Here is a 16,963-nt window from a genome sequence, read left to right on the forward strand (position 1 = left end):
TTTTAGGCGGGCCTAAACTCATGCACAATCGAAATCGTCGTTCGGACGCACCGACGGTCGCACCGGCGTCGGGGGTGCGCGGATGAGCAACGCCGAGACGCTCCGTGACGCGCTCGGGGACGGTGTCTGGGACGAGGTGAACCGACGACTGCTGCGGAAGGTTCTCGCGGAGTTCATGTACGAGGAGCTGATCGTTCCAGCCCCCGTCGACCGCGACGGCGACTGGACCCGGTATCTGCTCCGGCTGACCGACGGCATCGAGTACCGCTTCGACGCGCAGGAGCGCCTCTTCGACAGCTACCGCGTCGCCTCCGGGTCCGTCGAGCGTCGCGTCGACGGCGGCGCGTGGGAGGCGGCCGCGGACCCCGTTCGGTTCGTCCTCGACGCGCGCGATTACATCGGCATCCCGGCGGCGACCGCCGCCCACCTCGTCCGCGAGTACAACAACACGCTGCTCGCGGACGCCCACATCCGCGTCCGGAAGGCGGCGCTCCCGGCGGACGAATCGATCCTCGACGCGGAGTACGCCGCGGTCGAAGGCGAGATGGAGGGCCACCCGTGGTTCACCTACAACAAGGGTCGGGTTCAGCTACGACGAGTACCTCCGGTACGCCCCGGAGCGAAAGCGGACGCAGACGCTCTCGTGGGTCGCGGCCCGCCGCGACCGGGCCGCGTTCTCCGCGGTCGAGGGGCTTTCGTACGACGCCCTGCTCGCCGACGAACTCGGCGAGCACTGCGCCGCGTTCGAGGATCGGCTGGCGAGCGAGGGGCTCGACCCGGACGGGTACTACTTCCTCCCGGTCCACGAGTGGCAGTGGGACCACCGCATCGTCCAGCTGTTCGCCGCGGAGATCGCGGACGACGCCCTCGTCCCGCTGGGCGACGGCCCCGACGAGTACCTCCCCCAGCAGTCGATCCGGACGCTCACCAACGTCGACGACCCGGCGAAGCGGCACGTCAAACTCCCGCTCGGAATCCTCAACACGAACGTCTACCGCGGGTTGCTCGGCGAGCAGGCGAGAGCAGCCCCGCGCGTGACGGAGTTCGTGCAGGCCGTCCGCGACGAGGATCCGTTCCTCCGCGACGAGTGCGAGCTCCTCCTGCCCGGCGAGGTCGCCAGCGTGACCTACGAACACCCCCGGTTTTCCGGACTCCCGGACGCCCCCTATCAGTTCCACGAACTGCTCGGGTGCGTCTGGCGCGAGAGCGTCGAGGGGCTCGTCGACGACGGCGAGACGCCGCTCACCCTCGCCGCCCTGCTGCACGAGGACCGCGACGGGACGCCCATCGTCTCGAAGCTCGCGGAGCGCGCCGGGCTGTCGCTCGACGAGTGGCTCGATCGCTGCTTCGACGTCCTCCTGCACCCGCTCTTGCACTACCTGTACCGCTACGGGACGGTGTTCATGCCGCACGGCACGAACGCGATGCTCGTGCTCGAAGGCGGCGTTCCCCGTCGGCTCGCGCTCAAGGACTTCGTCGACGAGGTCGCGGTCACGGACCGTCGACTCCCGGAACTGGAGGCGGTCATCCCGGACGACCTGTACAGCGACGAGGGGTACGCCCACCACATCGTCCACCAGCTCCCGCCGGAGCCGCTCTGCCAGCACATCGTCGGAACGCTCTTCGTCTGCGTGCTCCGGTACGTGTCCGACCTGCTGGAGCGCCACCGCGGCTACCCCGAAGCGCGCTTTTGGGAGCAGGTCCGAGCGTCCGTCGAGCGCTACCAGGCCGAGTTCCCCGAACTCGACGAGCGTTTCGAGCTGTTCGACCTGCTCAAGCCGCGCTACACGAAGCTGTGTCTGAACCGCAACCGGCTCGTCGACTACGGGTACGACGACTACAGCACCCGCCCCAAGGTCACCGGCTACGGGACCGTCTCGAACGCCCTGTACGAGGTCGGGGAGGAGTGATCGGCCCGGATCTCACAGCCGGCCGAGCCGCCCCGGCACCGCGTCCGTCGCCACGCCGACCGTCCGCAGCGCGTCCCACAGCGTCGCCCCGTTGCTGGTGACGACCGGAACGCCGAGGTCGGCCTCCAGCCGCTCGATCGCGGGAAACGTCCGGTAGTTCGTACACGAGACGAACACCCCGTCCAGTTCGTCGGTATCAAGGGCGCTTCCCTCGACCGTCCGGCGGACCTGCCGATACGCGTCCTCGGGGCCGAGCGCGCCGATCGCGGCGTTGTCCTCGATCCCGCGGCCGTCGACGGCGACGACCGACCGTCCGCCCGCTTCGAGGTAGCGCACCTCGCGCTCCGTGAGGTCGTCGACGTAGGGCGTCACGAGCGCGAGCCGATCGACGGAGAGCGCCGACAGCGCCCGGTCGACGGATCGGGCGGTCGCGACCGCCGGACGCCCCGCCGCCGCCGCGAGTTCGTCCTCCAGCCCGGCGGCGAACTCCCGGCCGTGGAGCAGGCTCCCGGAGGTGCAGGCGTAGGCGACCGCGTCCACGTCGGCGTGGGCGAGCCGCTCCGCGCACGCGGTCGCCGTCGAGGCCATCTCGTCCAGCCCCGACGCGGTCACGGACGAGAGCGGCATCCGCGCGGCGTGGACGCTCACGCCCGCCGGGACGGCCGCGGCGAACTCCGGCTCGACGGTCGAGTTCGACGAGGGCACGACGATCCCGAGCCGGGCGCGCCAGCCGAACATCAGCGTTCCCCCCCGTCGGCCGTCACCGACCCGCCGGCGGTCATCGGCTCACCTTCCCGTCCCGTCGGTCGCGCTCCTCGGCCGCCGGATCGCGCTCGTCCGGGTCGCCGTGGCCGCCCCCGCCCGGCGTCCGCACGGTGACCGTCGTCCCCGGCTCGACCTCGCGGGTCGTCTTCGCCGGCACCGGCTCGCCGTCCACGAGGTTCTCGCCGAGCGCGCCGGGTTCGCCGCCGGCGACGCCCTTCGGCGCGATCCGTCTGCGCTCCGTCAGGAGCGACACCGTCGCCGCCGCCTCGACGGTGACGGCGCGTTCGACGCCGAGACCGCCGCGGAACCGGCCGCGGCCGCCGCTCCCCGACCGGAGCGCGTACCGCTCGACGCGGAGGGGGTACTCGGCCTCCAGCGCCTCGATCGGCGTGTTGAGGGTGTTCGTCATGCCGACCTGCACGCCGTCCATGCCGTCGCCGTCCGGCCGCGCGCCGAAGCCGCCGCCGATCGTCTCGTAGTAGGTGAAGCCCTCGCTCGTTCGGCTGCCGATCGTGAGGTTGTTCATCGTCCCCTGCCCCCCCGCGGGGACGCGATCGGGCGCGGCCTCCGACAGGGCGGCGAGGACGACGTCGGTCACGCGCTGGCTCGTCTCGACGTTGCCGCCGACGACCGCCGCCGGCGGCCGCGGGTTCAACACCGACCCCTCCGGGACGTCGATCGAGACGGGGTCGTAGCAGCCCTGGTTCGGCGGGATCTCCGGGTCGGTCACGCAGCGGACGACGAAGTAGACGGCGCTCGCGGCCACGGCGAACGGGGCGTTGACGTTGCCCGCGACCTGCGGCGCGGTACCGGAGAAGTCCACCTCGACGCGCTCGCCGTCGATCTCGACGGCCACCTCGATCGGCACGTCCTCGTCCGTCACCCCGTCGCCTTCGAGCGCGTCGCGCGCCGCGTACCGCCCGTCCGGCAGCGCCCCCAACTCGGCCGCCATCCGGTCGCGCGAGTAGTCGATGACGGCGTCGAACGCCGCGAGCACACGCGCTTTGCCCTCCGATTCGATGAGCGCTCGGACGCGGTCGCCGGCGCGGTCGTTGGCCGCGATCTGCGCGCGGAGGTCCGCCCGGCGCTCGCTCCCGTTGCGGACGTTCGCGAGGAGGAGGGCCATCACGTCGTCGTTGATCTCGCCGCGGCGGACGAGCGGCACGGGCGGGAGGCGGAGCCCCTCCTGGTAGATCTCCCGCGCGCCCGCGGGCATGCTGCCCGGCGTCATCCCCCCCACGTCGGCGTGGTGCGCCCGCGAGGCCGCGTAGCCGACGACCTCGCCCTCGTGGGCGATCGGCGACACCATCGTCACGTCCGGCAGGTGAGTGCCGCCCGCGAAGGGGTCGTTCAACACGTACACGTCGCCCGGCTCGGGGTCGCGATCGAGCACGACCCGGACGGCCTCCGGCATCGCGCCGAGGTGGACGGGGATGTGCTCCGCCTGCGCCACGAGCCGGCCGTCGGCGTCGAACACCGCCGTCGAGCAGTCGCGGCGCTCCTTGATGTTCGGCGAGTAGGCGCTCGTGACGAGCACCTGCCCCATCTCCTCGGCGATGCCTTCGAGTCGGTTCCGCATGATCTCCAGCGTGATCGGATCCAGTTCGGTCATTCTTCCTCACCCCGCTCGAGGACGACGGTGCCGTCGTCCCGGACGGTTCCGTCCCACCCCGGCGGGACGACCGTCGTGCTCTCGTCCTGTTCGAGGATCGCCGGCCCGGACAGGTCGATCGCCGGGTCGTCGGACGAGCCGTCGCCGCCTCCGCGACCCGAGCCGACCGGGAGCGCGTCGCGGTCGTACACCGGCGTCTCGCGGAAGCCGTCGTCGAAGAACGCCTCGCGTGTCCCTTTCTCTGGGTCGCCCTCGCCGCGGTACGTGAGGTCCACGGGCGGGCGCTCGCCGACGGCGGTCGCCCGGAGGTTCACGAGTTCGACCGGATCGTCCATCCGGTAGCCGTACGCCGACTCGTGCGCGTCGTGGAACCGCGTCGAAAGCGAATCGGGGTCGAAGCCGTCGCCGACGGACACGGTCAACTCGAAGCTCTGGCCGACGTAGCGCAGGTCCGCGGCCCGCCGCACGCGGGCGTCGGCCGCCTCGCTCGCCCGCGATCGAACCTCCGCCGCGAGGTCGTCGTACGCCGCCTCGACGGCCGCGGGGTCGACCTCGGAAAGCGGCGTCCGGAACGTTCGAACCGCGTCGTGCTTCTCGTCGGCCGCGAGCAGCCCGAACGCGGAGAGCACGCCGCACGGCCGGGGGACGACGACCCGCCCGACGTCCAGTTCGGCGGCGAGTTCGGCCGCGTGCATCGGCCCCGCGCCGCCGAAGGCGACGAGCGAGAACCCCCGCGGGTCGTGGCCGCGCTCGACGGTCACGGCCCTGATGGCGCGGGTCATGTTCGCGTTGGCGACGCGGTAGACGCCGCGGGCGGCGTCGAGGGCGTCGTCCAGCCCCGCCTCGTCCGCGAGCCCGGAGAGCGCGTCGAACGCCGCGTCCTCGTCGAGGGAGAGTTCGCCGCCGAGCGCCAAACTCCCGCCGATGTAGCCGAGCACGACGTTCGCGTCCGTGACGGTCGGTTCGGTGCCCCCGCGGCCGTAGCAGGCGGGTCCCGGCTCCGCCCCGGCCGATCGGGGACCGACCCGGAGCGCCCCGCCGGCGTCGATCCACGCGACGCTGCCGCCGCCCGCGCCGACGGTCGTCACGTCGACCATCGGCACCTTGATCGGCCGGCCCCCGATCTCGGCGTCGGTCGTGCGCTCGACCTCGCCGTCGCGGACGAGGCTCACGTCGCTCGACGTCCCGCCCATGTCGAAGGTGACGAGCCCGTCGCCCTCCGTCTCGACCGCACTCGCGCCGACGACGCCCGCCGCCGGCCCGGACAGCGCCGTCGTGACGGCGCGCTCTCTGACCGTCCCGGCGTCGGCGATACCGCCGTTCGACTGCATGATGCGCGGCGCGGGCACCCCCGCCTCGGCCGCGCGCTCCTCCAGCCTGCCGACGTACCGGTCGATCTTCGGCGTGACGTAGGCGTCGACGACCGTCGTCGACGTGCGCTCGTACTCGCGGAACTCCGCGAGCACCTCGTGGGAGGCTGAGACGCGCGCGTCGAGTTTCTCGCGGAGCGCCGCCGCGACCCTGCGCTCGTTTTCGGGGTGGGCGTACGCGTGCAGCAGGCTGACCGCGACACTCTCGACGCTCTCATCCGCGAGCGCCGCCGCCAGCGACCCGATCTCGGCGTCGTCGACGGGCGTCTCGATCCCCTCGACGGTGGCGCGCTCTCGGACCTCGAACCGCCGGCGTCGGGGAACGAGCGGCGCGGGCTTCTCCGCGCCGAGGTCGTACAGCGACGGCCGATCCTGTCGGCCGATCTCCAGCACGTCCCGGAAGCCCTCCGTGGTGACGAGCGCGGTCTTCGCGCCCGTCTTCTCCAGGAGCGCGTTGGTGGAGACGGTCATCGCGTGGGCGAACGCGTCGACGTCTCCGGGGGCGACGCCCGCGGCGTCGCACGCCTTCCGGATGCCGCGCATGACGCCGACGCTCTGGTCGTCCGTGGTCGGCACCTTCACCGTGGTGAGCTCGTCGGCGGGCGACAACAGCGCCACGTCGGTGAACGTGCCGCCGACGTCGACGCCGACCCGGTAGCCCTCGTCCATCTAGAGCCCCCCCGCGATCGCGGGGCCGAGCAGCGCTCCGAGGCTCTCGACGAACGCCGGGGCGTTCTCGGCGAGCGTCTGGAGGCCGATGACGATGACGACGAGCGTCACGATCCCGCCGAGGACGTTCTGGACCGCGCTGTTCGTGTTCGCGCCGAGGGTGTCCCGGTTGTTCATCACGGCGATGAGGAACAGGGCGACGACGGGCAGGAGGATGCCGTTTGCCACCTGCGCGAAGAGGATCACCTGCACGGCGTCGTAGCCGAGCACCGAGGAGACGACGCCGACGAGCAGGATGACGCCCCAGATCGCCCGAAAACGAGTCGACTTGAGGTCGCGCTCCCACCCGAGCGCGCCGGCGGTCGCGTACGCGCCGGCGAGCGGTGCGGTCGTCGCGCTGGTGAAGCCGGCCGCGAACAGGCCGACGCTGAACAGGAGCTTCGCGTTCGTGCCCGCGACCGGTTCGAGCTGTTCCGCCATCTGACCGACGTCCTCGATGTTCGTCCCGACGGGGAAGACGGCCGCCGCCGCGACGACGATGGCGAGCGTGATGACGCCGCCGACGAGGATGGAGGCGATCGTGTCGGTCCGGCACTCGGGCAGGTCCTCGGGCCCGGCCCACCGCTCCTGCACGCTGCTCGCGTGCAGGAAGAGGTTGTAGCCGACGATGGTCGTGCCGATGAGGCCCGTGATGAGAAACAGCGACCCCTCGGGGACGCTCGGTACGAACCCGAGCGCGAGCGCGCCGAGGTCGGGCCCCGCGAGCGCCGCGGCGACGACGAACGCGAGGGCCATCACCGCGACGAGCCCGACGAGCGCCCTCTCGATGAGTTCGTACCGGCCCGTAAAGAGCAGGACGCCGGCGCACGCGCCCATGAGCGGTGCCCACGTCGTTTCGCTCACGCCGGTGAGCGTCGCGAGACCGGCGGCCCCGCCGAGGATGTTCCCGGCCTCGAAGGCGGCCGTCCCGATCCCGATGGCGCTGACGACGAGCGCGATGCTCGCCGCGCTGGCGACGGGACTGTCGAACTGGGTCCGCAGGGCCTCCCCGAGTCCCTCCCGGGAGACGATCCCGAGGCGCGCGCTCATCTCCTGGAGGATCATCGTCGCGATGATCGAGAAGGCGAGCGTCCACAGGAGCGCGTAGCCGAACTGCGCGCCCGTGACGCTCGCGGTCGTTACCGTGCCGGGGCCGATGAACGCGGCGGCGACCATCGCGCCCGGGCCGATCGATTTCAAACGTCGTGTGATGCTCATTTCGTCTCACCGTGGTATATGGTCGCACATCTCCCACGACGCGGTATAACACCTGTTATGATCGGTGCGTACTCGGGTCGCATCGAGTATGAACGTCAGCTCTCCGCGACCAGCACCTTCGAGACGCCCTCCTCGACCGAGAGATCGAACGGCAACCCCTCGGCGCTCCGCTCGATGAACCGGAGCATGAACCACTTCATCGACTCCGAGGGGAACACGACGTGGTAGGTGCGCTCGCCCGCCTCGCGGACCGTGAGAAAGCCGCAGAAGGAGAGCCAATCGAGCAGTTCGCCGGCCGAATCGAACCGGTTCCGGTACTCCTCGGCGTGGTAGTCGGAGACGCGGTCGGCGCAGTCGAGAAATGAGGGGTCCGGTTCGCCCGCTTCGCCCTCACCCTCTCCCTCGACGAACCCGAGAAAGCAGTGGAGGAAGTCCACGTCGAGGAGGACGTGCTCGCCGGAGGAGAGCATCTGGTGGTACGCTTCGAGGTTGGCGTGGCGTCGGCCGTCGCCGCCTCGAAGTTGGCGGCGTAGAAGGTGAGCGCCCGCCGGACGAGTTCGCTCTGCCCGCGCCCGGTCCGCGAGACGAGGGTGTCCAGCGCGGATTGCGCGTCCGCGTCCATGGACACCGTGACTCTGTTCGTTGCCATACCTCCCCGTGGCGCCGGAGGGAGTAAGGGTTTCGCGCCCCCGGAACCTTCGCTACCCCTCGACCGGCTCGACCAGGTCCGGCGAGTCGTTGGCCGGGCTGTTCACCCGCGTCGACACCGGGTAGGCGACGAGTTCGTCGTCCGGGTGCGGGTCGAGGAGCGCCCGCGCGTCGTCGGGGTCGGCGTCGAGCCACTCGCGCTCCTCCTCGGGCGCGAGGACGACCGCCATCCGGTCGTGGAGGTCCGCGATCAGGCCGTTCGGCTCCGTCGTGAGCACGGCGAACGTCTCGACGGCCTCCGTCTCCGGTTCGCTCGCGCCGCCGCCACCGCCGCCGAAGTCCGAGAGGCCCGTCTGCGTCGTGGGCGGCGTCCACCGCTCCCAGATGCCCGCCATCGCGAACGGCCGGTCGTCCTCGAAGGCGACGCGGTAGGGTCGTTTTCCGCTCCCGTCCTCCCGCTCGGTCCACTCGTAGAAGCCGTCGGCGAGGACGAGACAGCGCCGCCGCTCGAACGGCTCGCGGAAGCTCCGCTTCTCGCGGACGGTCTCCGCCCGGGCGTTGATGAAGCCCCCGTCCGACTCGTCGTCGGCCCACGACGGGATCAGCCCCCACTTCTGGAGGCCGATCGCGTCGGGCGCGTCGTTCGCGATCACGGGGAGGCGCTGGCCGGGCGCGCAGTTGTACCGCGGCTCCACGGGCCGGTCGGCCTCGGCGTCGAAGCGGTCTTCGAGGGCAGCCTGCGAGGCGAAGAGGGTGTATCGGCCGCACATGCTTGTACGGAGGGGCGCGAGCGGCATAACCGCTCCCCGTGCGCTCTCCGGTTCGGTCCCGTGATGCTTCGGCACGCGCTCACGCTTCGCTCGACGCGACGGTCACGAAGGGCGGGGGTTTAGGTGGTACGCCGCGTACGCCGCGCCACGTGCGAATCGAGAACAGCTTCATTCCGGTCCGCGGCGTCGGCGAGGCGACCGAACGAACGCTCTGGCGGCGCGGGATCACCCACTGGGACGAGTTCGACGGCTCCGCCGTCGGCGAGACGACCGCCCGCCGCATCGAGTCGTTCATCGACGAGGCGACCGCCCGCCTCGACGCCGGCGACTCGCGATTCTTCCACGACGCCTTCCCGAGCGGGGAGCGGTGGCGGCTCTACGAGAACTTTCGCGACGACGCGTGCTTTTTCGACATCGAGACGACCGGCCTGAGCCACGACCGCGACGACGTGACGACCGCGAGCTTCCACCGCGGCGGCGAGACGACGACGCTCGTCCGCGGCGACGACCTCGCGGCCGAGACGGTTCGAGAGGCGCTTTGCGACGCGCCGCTCATCGTCTCGTTCAATGGCAAGCGCTTCGACGTTCCGTTCCTCGAACGCTCCTTCGACGTCGAGATCGACAACCCGCACCTCGACCTCATGTACCCCTGCAAGAAGCTCGGGCTGACCGGCGGGCTGAAGCGGGTCGAGCGCGACGTGGGGATCGAGCGCGACCGACCCGATCTCTCCGGCCGCGACGCGGTCCGCCTGTGGCGCGAGTACGAACGCGGCGACGACGCCGCGCTCGACGCGCTCGTCTCGTACAACCGCGACGACGCCGCGAACCTTCGAACCCTGATGGACCGGGTCGCCGACTCGCTCCACGAGGAGACGTTCGGCGTCGTCGAGTCGGCGTGAGTCGGGCGACGTCGAGTCGGCGCGAGTCCGTCGTCGGCGAATCGGCGTCCCCCGGCGGCCTCTCGTCCTCGGTGATCGGCGTTCGGTACCGGCGCGGTCGTCCACCGCGTCCGGATCGCCAACCGCGTCCAGATCGGCAACCCCATCCAGATATCTGGATAGATGGTCAGAAATCTATCCGTATATCCCGTCGAAGGGGACCAAATCCGTTCGTGTGCGCGGATTAACCTGTCCGCGAGACCGCCGAGGCGCTCGCTGGAGCGTACTCGCGCATTTTCGGCGGTAGCGAAGGTACGGCTCGGATTCCGTCGGCCGACCGCGTGGATTTATACGTTCTCCGAGGTTGACACCATCCGTGATCGTCCTCCACGCGAATCCGTCGCGAACGATCGGCTCCCGTCCTCGAAGCGCCCGTCGAACTGACTCGCAGACGCGGCCGAGCGCGACCGTTCGCCCGAGGGGGTGGCGCTGATGCCGCCGTTCGCGACGCGGCTCGCGGACGGGTGGAATGCGGCGCAGTCGAACCTCCCGCTGGCCCTCGTGCCGCTCGTCACCGCGCTGCTCGACACGAACAAGGTCGGCAAGGTCCTCGCCAACGGCGGGATGCACTTCGGACTCCAGTTCGGATTGCCGGCCGGGGTGGTCGACCTCTGGCAGTTCGTCAGCGTCCCGAACGGCGGCGCGACCGTCGACCCCGGCGTCGGCGGCGTCGGAACCGGCGTCGGTCTCCTGTTGCTGCCGATCGCGCTCGCCGTTCAGGCGGCGTTGTCCGCGGGGTACTTCGGAAGCGTCCGCGACGCGCTTCGCGCCGGCTCCTACGACTTTTCGTCGAACGCGCGCCGCTACTTCCTCCCGTTCCTGCTGTACGCCCTCGTTCCGGTTCTGCTCTCACTGCCGCTCGCGTTCGTCGCGACGACCGGCGCGAGCCGGTCGTTCTTCGTTCTGTTCCTCGTGCTGATTCTCGCGATCCCCGTCGTCACCTACCTGTTCTACGCGACGCCCTACCTCGTCGTCCTGCGCGAGACGGACCTCCTGTCGGCTGCCCGCGGGTCGTACGCGCTCGCGATCGCCGGCGGCCCCTACCTGACGTTCGCGCTCAACTTCGCGGCGTTCGTTCTCGCGAGTTCGCTGCTCGCGACCGCCGTCGTGGTGAACCTCGGGGCGGCGGGGGTCGTTCTGGGCGCGCTCGCCGCCGCCCCCGTCGGCCTCGCAGCGAACGCGATGACGATGCGCTTCGTCGCCGACGTCGACCCCCGATCGCCGCCTCTGGGGACGTGGGGGGACGAGGACGGCGGGAACGAGGAAGCGGCCGAGGACGACGAAACGGCCGAGGACGACGGAGCCGGCCCCGGCGCGGGGCCGTACTCCGGGAACGAACGGAGACCGTGATCCGGGAAGCGAGAAGAGCGGGGCGGCCGACGCCGCCCCCTCACCGCAGGATGTCGGCTATCCGCCGCGGTTCGCCGCTGAGCGCCGGTTCCTTCTCGACGATCTTCAGCACCTCGTGGTCGGTCACGTCGGGGTAGGACTTGCGCGTCGCCTCCTCGATGAGATCCTTCTCCAGCCGAAACTCGGTTCCTTCGTAGATCACGTCGACGCCGTCGTCGTCGAAGGAGAGAACGGTCATACCGACCCTACCGCCGCGGAGGATAAAAGCGCACGGCTCCGCGTCAGACGGCCGTCTTGCGGGCCGTTTATTAGGGGCGGCGTGCTGGTGCGGACTGTGTCACTCGGGAAGGATCCCCTCGACGCGCTCGCCATCCCCGACGGCACGACCGCCGAGGAACACGACCTCGTCACGGACGGCGACGTGGTCGTCGGCGGCCAGAGCACCGTCGAGTTCGGCGTCCGCGGGCGGAACGTGATCGCCGGGGAGCGGGTCACCTTCGGCGGCGACATCGAGGCCGAGGCCGACTGCCGTCTCGACGTGTGGTGCGACGTGGCGGGGAACGTTCTCGTCGGGAAGGACGCCTACCTGGGCGAGCGCGTCCACATCGGCGGACAGCTGATGGTCTCTGGCGACCTCGACATCGGCGACGACGTGGACATAGAGCGGGGGTTCGAGGCGAACGGCTGGATCGTCATCCGCAACCCGGTCCCGACGCTCGTCTTCTACTTCATCGTCCTCTCGCAGCTCCTCCGCCTCGGCGAGAACGACGCGGCGAACGAACTCGCCGCCGCGCTCGGCGAGGAGGGGGAAACGGCGGTCGACCCCCTCGTCATCCCGCGCGGATCGAGCGTCTCGGACGACGCCTGGCGCGTCTCCGCCCCCGCGACGGTCGGCGACGGCTGCCGCCTGCACGGCAACATCCGCGCCGAGTCCATCGAGGTGGGCGCGGACGACAACATCTTCGGGAGCCTCCGCGCCCGCGAGGACATCTCCGTCGGCGAGGGGACGCGCGTCCACGGCGACGTGACGACCCGCGGCGGCGAGGTGCGCATCGCCGAGGGCGCGCGGGTGCTCGGCGACGTGCTCTGTTCCGACCTCACGGTCCACGAGGGCGCGACCGTCGACGGCACCGTCCGCGCCCGCGGGAAGGTGCGGCTCGTCCGCGCCGATCAGGCCCGCGAGGCGGAGTAGGTCGCACCGGGCGAGCGCCGAGCGTCGCCGGGGCGGGCGCGCAGACCGAAAGGCCATTTTCACCGACGCCTGTACTCCCCCTATGATCTCCATCGCGCTCGCGGGCAAGCCGAACGCGGGCAAGTCGACCTTCTACAAGGCCGCGACCATGTCCGACGTGGACGTGGCGAACTACCCCTTCACGACCATCGACGCGAACCGCGGCGTCAGCTACGTCCGCACCGAATGTCCCTGCCTGGAGCGCGACGAGCGCTGCGGTAACGAGGCGTGCCACGACGGCAAGCGGTACGTCCCGGTCGAACTCATCGACGTGGCCGGCCTCGTCCCCGGCGCGCACGAGGGCAAGGGCCTCGGCAACCAGTTCCTCGACGCGCTGACGAACGCGGACGTGATCGTGAACGTCGTCGACGCCTCCGGCGGCACGAACGCGGAGGGCGATCCCGTCGAGGTGGGCAGTCACGATCCGATAGAGGACGTGAACTTCGTCGAGGAGGAGATGGACCTCTGGCTGGCCGGCATCGTCGACCGCAACTGGGAGTCGATCGAGCGGAAGTCCCGATCGCCCGACTTCGACCTCGACGACGCGCTCGCGGATATGCTGACGGGCTTCGGCGCGACGGAGGCCGAGGTCGCCGCGAGCCTCCGGAGCATCGACTACCCAGAGGACCCCATCCAGTGGACCGACGAGCACCGCGAGGCGCTCGCGCGCGACGTCCGCGCCCGGACGAAGCCGATCGTCCTCGTCGCCAACAAGGCGGACGTCGCCCCCGAGGAGAACGTCGCGCGCTTGCGCGAGACGGGGGAGATGGTGATCCCGGCGACGGCCGACGGCGAACTCGCGCTCCGGAAGGGCGCGGAGGCGGGCCTCGTCGACTACGATCCCGGCGACGAGGACTTCGAGATCGCGGGCGACGTGAGCGACGCCCAGCGGACGGGCTTAGAGCGGATCCGCGAGGTGATGGCGGCGCACGGGGGCACCGGCGTGCAGGAGGCGCTCGATCGGGCCGTCTACGAACTGCTCGATCACGTCACCGCCTTCCCGGTGCAGAACGAGACGCGCTGGACGGACGCGAAGGGGAACGTCCTCCCCGACGCCTTCTTGCTCCCCCGGGGCTCGACGCCGAGGGACCTCGCCTACGCCGTCCACTCCGACATCGGCGAGGGGTACCTCCACGCCGTGGACGCGAAGTCGAAGCGGCGGATCTCCGACGAGTACGAACTGGCGGAGGGCGACGTGATCAAGATCGTGAGCACGGCGAAGTGACCGCGGCGATCGAGCGACCTTTCAAGTACGTCCCGGCGTAATGGTGCGGTATGTACCGCGCGATCCTCCCCGACGGCGACATGCAGTGCGACGACTACGAAAAGGAGGAGTACGGCGTCATCCTCTACACCGAGAGCGACGAGGTGATCGCCTTCGTCCCCTACGCGAACCTCATCGCGGTCATCAACGAAGAGGTGGACATCGGCGACGAGCCGGCGATCGCCTGAGAACCGCCGACGGGCCGATTTTGCGCCGTGCGTTCGACCCGTTCAGCGGACCGCCCGCGCGGCGTCGCCCATGATCGAGAGCGCCTCCTCCAGCTCGTCGACGCCCGTCGCGTAGGAGATGCGGGCGTAGCCGTCGCCGTGCGCGCCGAACGCCTCGCCGGGCACGACGATGACGCCGCGACCGATGCACTCTTTCACCCACCCCGCCGGGACCTTCGGCATGGCGTAGAACGCCCCGCGCGGGGTCGGACAGTCGATGCCGATCTCGGCGAGGCCGTCGAGCAGGAGGTCGCGGCGCTCCTCGAACGACGCGGTCATCTCCTCGACGACGTCCTGCGGTCCGGTCAGCGCCGCCTCGGCGGCGAACTGGGCGGGGGCGCTCGCGCAGGCCTGCGCGTACTGGTGGACGCGGACCATTCGGGCGATCCGGTCGCTCGACGCCGTCACCCAGCCGAGCCGCCAGCCCGTCATCGAGTAGAGCTTCGATGCCGAGTTGATCACGGCCACGTTGTCGCTTTCGGCGAACTCGATCGGCGACCGGTGTTCGCCGTCGAACACCGTGTACTCGTACACCTCGTCGGAGATGCAGAGCACGTCGTGCTCGTCGGCGATGCGGGCGAACTCGCGCACGTCCGCCGGCGACGACACCGCGCCGGTCGGGTTGCCGGGGCTGTTGACGACGAACGCCGCGGTGCGGTCCGTGATCGCCTCCTCGACCGCCGCCGGGTCGATGGTGAGGTCCTCGCGGAGCGGCACCGGTACGGGCGTCCCGCCCGCGAGCTTCGTCAGCGCGTCGTAGGAGACGAACCCGGGATCGGGGATGAGCACCTCGTCGCCGGGGTCGACGTGCGCCTCCAGCGCGAGGTGGAGCGCCTCGCTGCCGCCGGCGGTGGCGATGACGTCGTCCGGGTCGAGTTCGACCCCCTGGTCGCGTCGGTGCTTGTCCGCGATCGCCTCTCTGAGGCTCCGACGCCCCTTGTTCTCGGTGTACGCGTCGGCCCGCCCGTCCGAGATCGCCTCGATGGCCGCCTCGCGGGCGTGTTCGGGGGCGGGGAAGTCGGGCTGTCCGATCCCGAGGTTGATCGCGTCGGCCCCCGCCGCCTCGAACACCTCGCGGATGCCGCTTATGGAAACCTGCTCCACGCGCGCGGAGAACTTCGTCATGGCCTATTCGGGGCGGGGAGGCGTGATAGTTCTTGCTACGCGGGGTCGACGACGGCCGCGTTCGGCGGTTTCCGCGGCGTCCCGACCGCCGATCGCGTCCGGTGTCGATTTACCCCTCCGATCCGAACGGTCACCCGGTGACCCTCACGCTGTCGTTCGAGGACGGGACGATCCGGATCGACGGGGACGACGCGGCGCTCCCGGCGCTTCCGTTCGTCGAGGCGGACCCGCGGAGCGGAACCGCGCGGGCCCCCGCCTTCCGCTACGCCGACCTGCGGGACGCGCTCGACGCGCGCGGCGTCGACTACGAGGACCGCGTCCTCTCGCTTCCCGACGACGACCTCGATCTCGACACCGCGTACGAACTGCGCGAGTACCAGCGCGAGGCGCTCGACGCGTGGCGAGAACGTGGAGACCGCGGCGTGCTCGAACTCCCGACGGGGAGCGGAAAGACCGTCATCGGGATCGCGGCGATCGTCGCGCTCTCGACCCCGACGCTCGTGGTCGTGCCGACGATCGACCTGCTCGACCAGTGGGGGCGCGAACTCGAAGCGGAGTTCGACCGCCCGATCGGTCGGTTCGGCGGCAGCGAGCAGCGGCGGGAGGCGATCACGGTGTCGACGTACGACTCCGCGTACCTGCGCGCGGACGAGGTCGGCGGCGACTTCGGCCTCGTCGTCTTCGACGAGGTGCACCACCTCGGCGGCGAGGGCTACCGCGACATCGCCCGCCTCCTCGCCGCGCCCGCCCGGATGGGCCTCACGGCGACGTTCGAACGGCCCGACGGCGCACACGAGGTGGTCTCCGACCTCGTCGGTCCGCGAGTCTACGCGGCGGACGTGGACGACCTCGCGGGCACGCACCTCGCCGACTACGACATAAAGCGCATCGAGGTGGAGCTCACGGACCGAGAGCGCGAGCGCTACGAGGAGGCGCAGGGGACGTTCGTCGACTACGTCCGCACCAGCGCGATCTCGTTCGACAGCGGGAGCGACTATCTGGAACTCGTAAAACGCTCCGGGACGGACCCGCGGGCCCGCGAGGCGCTGCTCGCGAAACAGCGCGCGCGGGACCTCATGATGAACTCCGACAACAAGGTCTGCGAACTGGCGCGCATTCTCGACCGCCACCGCGACGACCGGATCATCGTCTTCACCGCCCACACCGACCTCGTCTACCGACTCTCCGAGCGCTTTCTCCTGCCCGCGATCACGAACGAGACCGGCGCGGCGGAGCGCCGGGAGATCCTCGAACGGTTCAGACGGGGAACGTACGGCCGGGTCGTCACCGCGAACGTCCTCGACGAGGGCGTCGACGTGCCCGACGCGAACGTCGCCGTCGTGCTCTCGGGCAGCGGCAGCGAGCGCGAGTTCACCCAGCGGCTCGGGCGCGTCCTCCGGCCGAAGGACGACGGCGGGCGGGCGCTCCTGTACGAACTCGTGAGCCGCGAGACGGCCGAAGAGCGCGTGGCGGCGAGACGGCGGTGATACGAGACGACGGCGAAACGAGGCGACGACGCGAAACGACGGCGACGGGGATCGACCGGCGCGAGAACCGAGCGGCAGCGGAGTGCGGACGCTACCGCCGGTCGTCCTCGCCCGACTTTCTAACTCGCAGATAGTGTTCCGCGTTCAGCCCCGACTCGCGGGCCGATTGCAGCTGAGCGTTGACGAGCTTGTTCTGTTGCGGTCCCCTCGTTTCGGGCGGGTTCTCCTCGATGTAGGCCACCCAGCGCTTCACGGCTTCGATGCGCCGCTCACGGTTTCGCTCGCGTTTCTCCGCCAGCGCCTCACGCTCGTTCGAGTCGTTCATACTCCTCCTCCACGC

Annotated in this window: 14 protein-coding genes and 2 pseudogenes; 7 read left to right on the forward strand and 9 right to left on the reverse strand. The window is 70.6% G+C overall.

The annotated features are described in order from the left end of the window. Positions 1–82 precede the first annotated feature (82 nt). Positions 83–1,910: pseudogene (locus C3L37_RS16630) on the forward strand (IucA/IucC family protein). 12 nt (positions 1,911–1,922) lie between these two features. On the opposite strand, the gene C3L37_RS16635 reads toward C3L37_RS16630, so the two are convergent. The 6 genes and pseudogenes from C3L37_RS16635 to C3L37_RS16660 form a co-directional block, all read right to left on the reverse strand. Continuing rightward, complete coding sequence (locus C3L37_RS16635) at positions 1,923–2,648, reverse strand: maleate cis-trans isomerase family protein (RefSeq protein WP_129115720.1); 726 nt, start codon at positions 2,646–2,648, stop codon at positions 1,923–1,925. A 40-nt stretch (positions 2,649–2,688) separates the two neighbouring features. After that, positions 2,689–4,287, reverse strand: coding sequence for a hydantoinase B/oxoprolinase family protein (locus C3L37_RS16640; RefSeq protein WP_129115721.1), 1,599 nt, complete (start codon positions 4,285–4,287; stop codon positions 2,689–2,691). Next, on the reverse strand, positions 4,284–6,326 hold the full coding sequence (locus tag C3L37_RS16645) for a hydantoinase/oxoprolinase family protein (RefSeq protein ID WP_129115722.1): 2,043 nt from the start codon (positions 6,324–6,326) through the stop codon (positions 4,284–4,286). Before C3L37_RS16645 ends, C3L37_RS16640 begins: the two co-directional genes overlap by 4 nt. After that, positions 6,327–7,583 (reverse strand): Nramp family divalent metal transporter, encoded by a 1,257-nt coding sequence (locus tag C3L37_RS16650; protein ID WP_129115723.1) that lies wholly within the window; start codon positions 7,581–7,583, stop codon positions 6,327–6,329. It abuts the gene before it with no gap. A gap of 95 nt (positions 7,584–7,678) precedes the next feature. Next, positions 7,679–8,232: pseudogene (locus C3L37_RS16655) on the reverse strand (ribbon-helix-helix protein, CopG family). Between the two features lie 52 nt (positions 8,233–8,284). Then, the gene (locus C3L37_RS16660) at positions 8,285–9,001 is read right to left on the reverse strand and encodes an SOS response-associated peptidase (RefSeq protein ID WP_129115724.1); all 717 of its coding nucleotides are present in this window, start codon (positions 8,999–9,001) and stop codon (positions 8,285–8,287) included. 149 nt (positions 9,002–9,150) lie between these two features. Between C3L37_RS16660 and C3L37_RS16665 the strand changes: the two genes are divergently transcribed. Both C3L37_RS16665 and C3L37_RS16670 read left to right on the forward strand, forming a co-directional pair. Next, positions 9,151–9,900, forward strand: a complete 750-nt coding sequence (locus C3L37_RS16665; RefSeq protein ID WP_129115725.1) for a ribonuclease H-like domain-containing protein — start codon at positions 9,151–9,153, stop codon at positions 9,898–9,900. Positions 9,901–10,371: 471 nt separating this feature from the next. Further along, positions 10,372–11,289, forward strand: a complete 918-nt coding sequence (locus C3L37_RS16670) for a hypothetical protein (protein WP_129115726.1) — start codon at positions 10,372–10,374, stop codon at positions 11,287–11,289. Positions 11,290–11,329: 40 nt separating this feature from the next. On the opposite strand, the gene C3L37_RS16675 is transcribed toward C3L37_RS16670, so the two are convergent. Beyond that, positions 11,330–11,527, reverse strand: coding sequence for a DUF5800 family protein (locus C3L37_RS16675; protein WP_129115727.1), 198 nt, complete (start codon positions 11,525–11,527; stop codon positions 11,330–11,332). A 96-nt stretch (positions 11,528–11,623) separates the two neighbouring features. Here C3L37_RS16675 and C3L37_RS16680 point away from each other — a divergent pair, with 96 nt between their 5' ends. The 3 genes from C3L37_RS16680 to C3L37_RS24465 all read left to right on the forward strand — a co-directional run bounded on the left by C3L37_RS16680 (position 11,624) and on the right by C3L37_RS24465 (position 13,972). After that, positions 11,624–12,481 (forward strand): polymer-forming cytoskeletal protein, encoded by an 858-nt coding sequence (locus C3L37_RS16680; protein WP_129115728.1) that lies wholly within the window; start codon positions 11,624–11,626, stop codon positions 12,479–12,481. Positions 12,482–12,563: 82 nt separating this feature from the next. Beyond that, entirely contained in the window at positions 12,564–13,745 is a 1,182-nt protein-coding gene (locus C3L37_RS16685) for a redox-regulated ATPase YchF (protein WP_129115729.1), read from the forward strand. A gap of 50 nt (positions 13,746–13,795) precedes the next feature. After that, complete coding sequence (locus C3L37_RS24465) at positions 13,796–13,972, forward strand: hypothetical protein (protein ID WP_164974784.1); 177 nt, start codon at positions 13,796–13,798, stop codon at positions 13,970–13,972. 42 nt (positions 13,973–14,014) lie between these two features. On the opposite strand, the gene C3L37_RS16690 is transcribed toward C3L37_RS24465, so the two are convergent. Then, positions 14,015–15,136, reverse strand: a complete 1,122-nt coding sequence (locus tag C3L37_RS16690) for a pyridoxal phosphate-dependent aminotransferase (protein ID WP_129115730.1) — start codon at positions 15,134–15,136, stop codon at positions 14,015–14,017. A gap of 137 nt (positions 15,137–15,273) precedes the next feature. Between C3L37_RS16690 and C3L37_RS16695 the strand changes: the two genes are divergently transcribed. Further along, complete coding sequence (locus tag C3L37_RS16695) at positions 15,274–16,623, forward strand: DEAD/DEAH box helicase family protein (protein ID WP_129115731.1); 1,350 nt, start codon at positions 15,274–15,276, stop codon at positions 16,621–16,623. Between the two features lie 91 nt (positions 16,624–16,714). Here C3L37_RS16695 and C3L37_RS16700 read toward each other — a convergent pair whose 3' ends face one another. Beyond that, a complete protein-coding gene (locus tag C3L37_RS16700) occupies positions 16,715–16,948 on the reverse strand; it encodes a hypothetical protein (protein WP_129115732.1) in 234 nt (77 codons plus the stop codon). Positions 16,949–16,963: the final 15 nt, after the last annotated feature.

It is taken from the genome of Halegenticoccus tardaugens (assembly GCF_004116405.1).
Lineage (GTDB): Archaea > Halobacteriota > Halobacteria > Halobacteriales > Haloferacaceae > Halegenticoccus > Halegenticoccus tardaugens.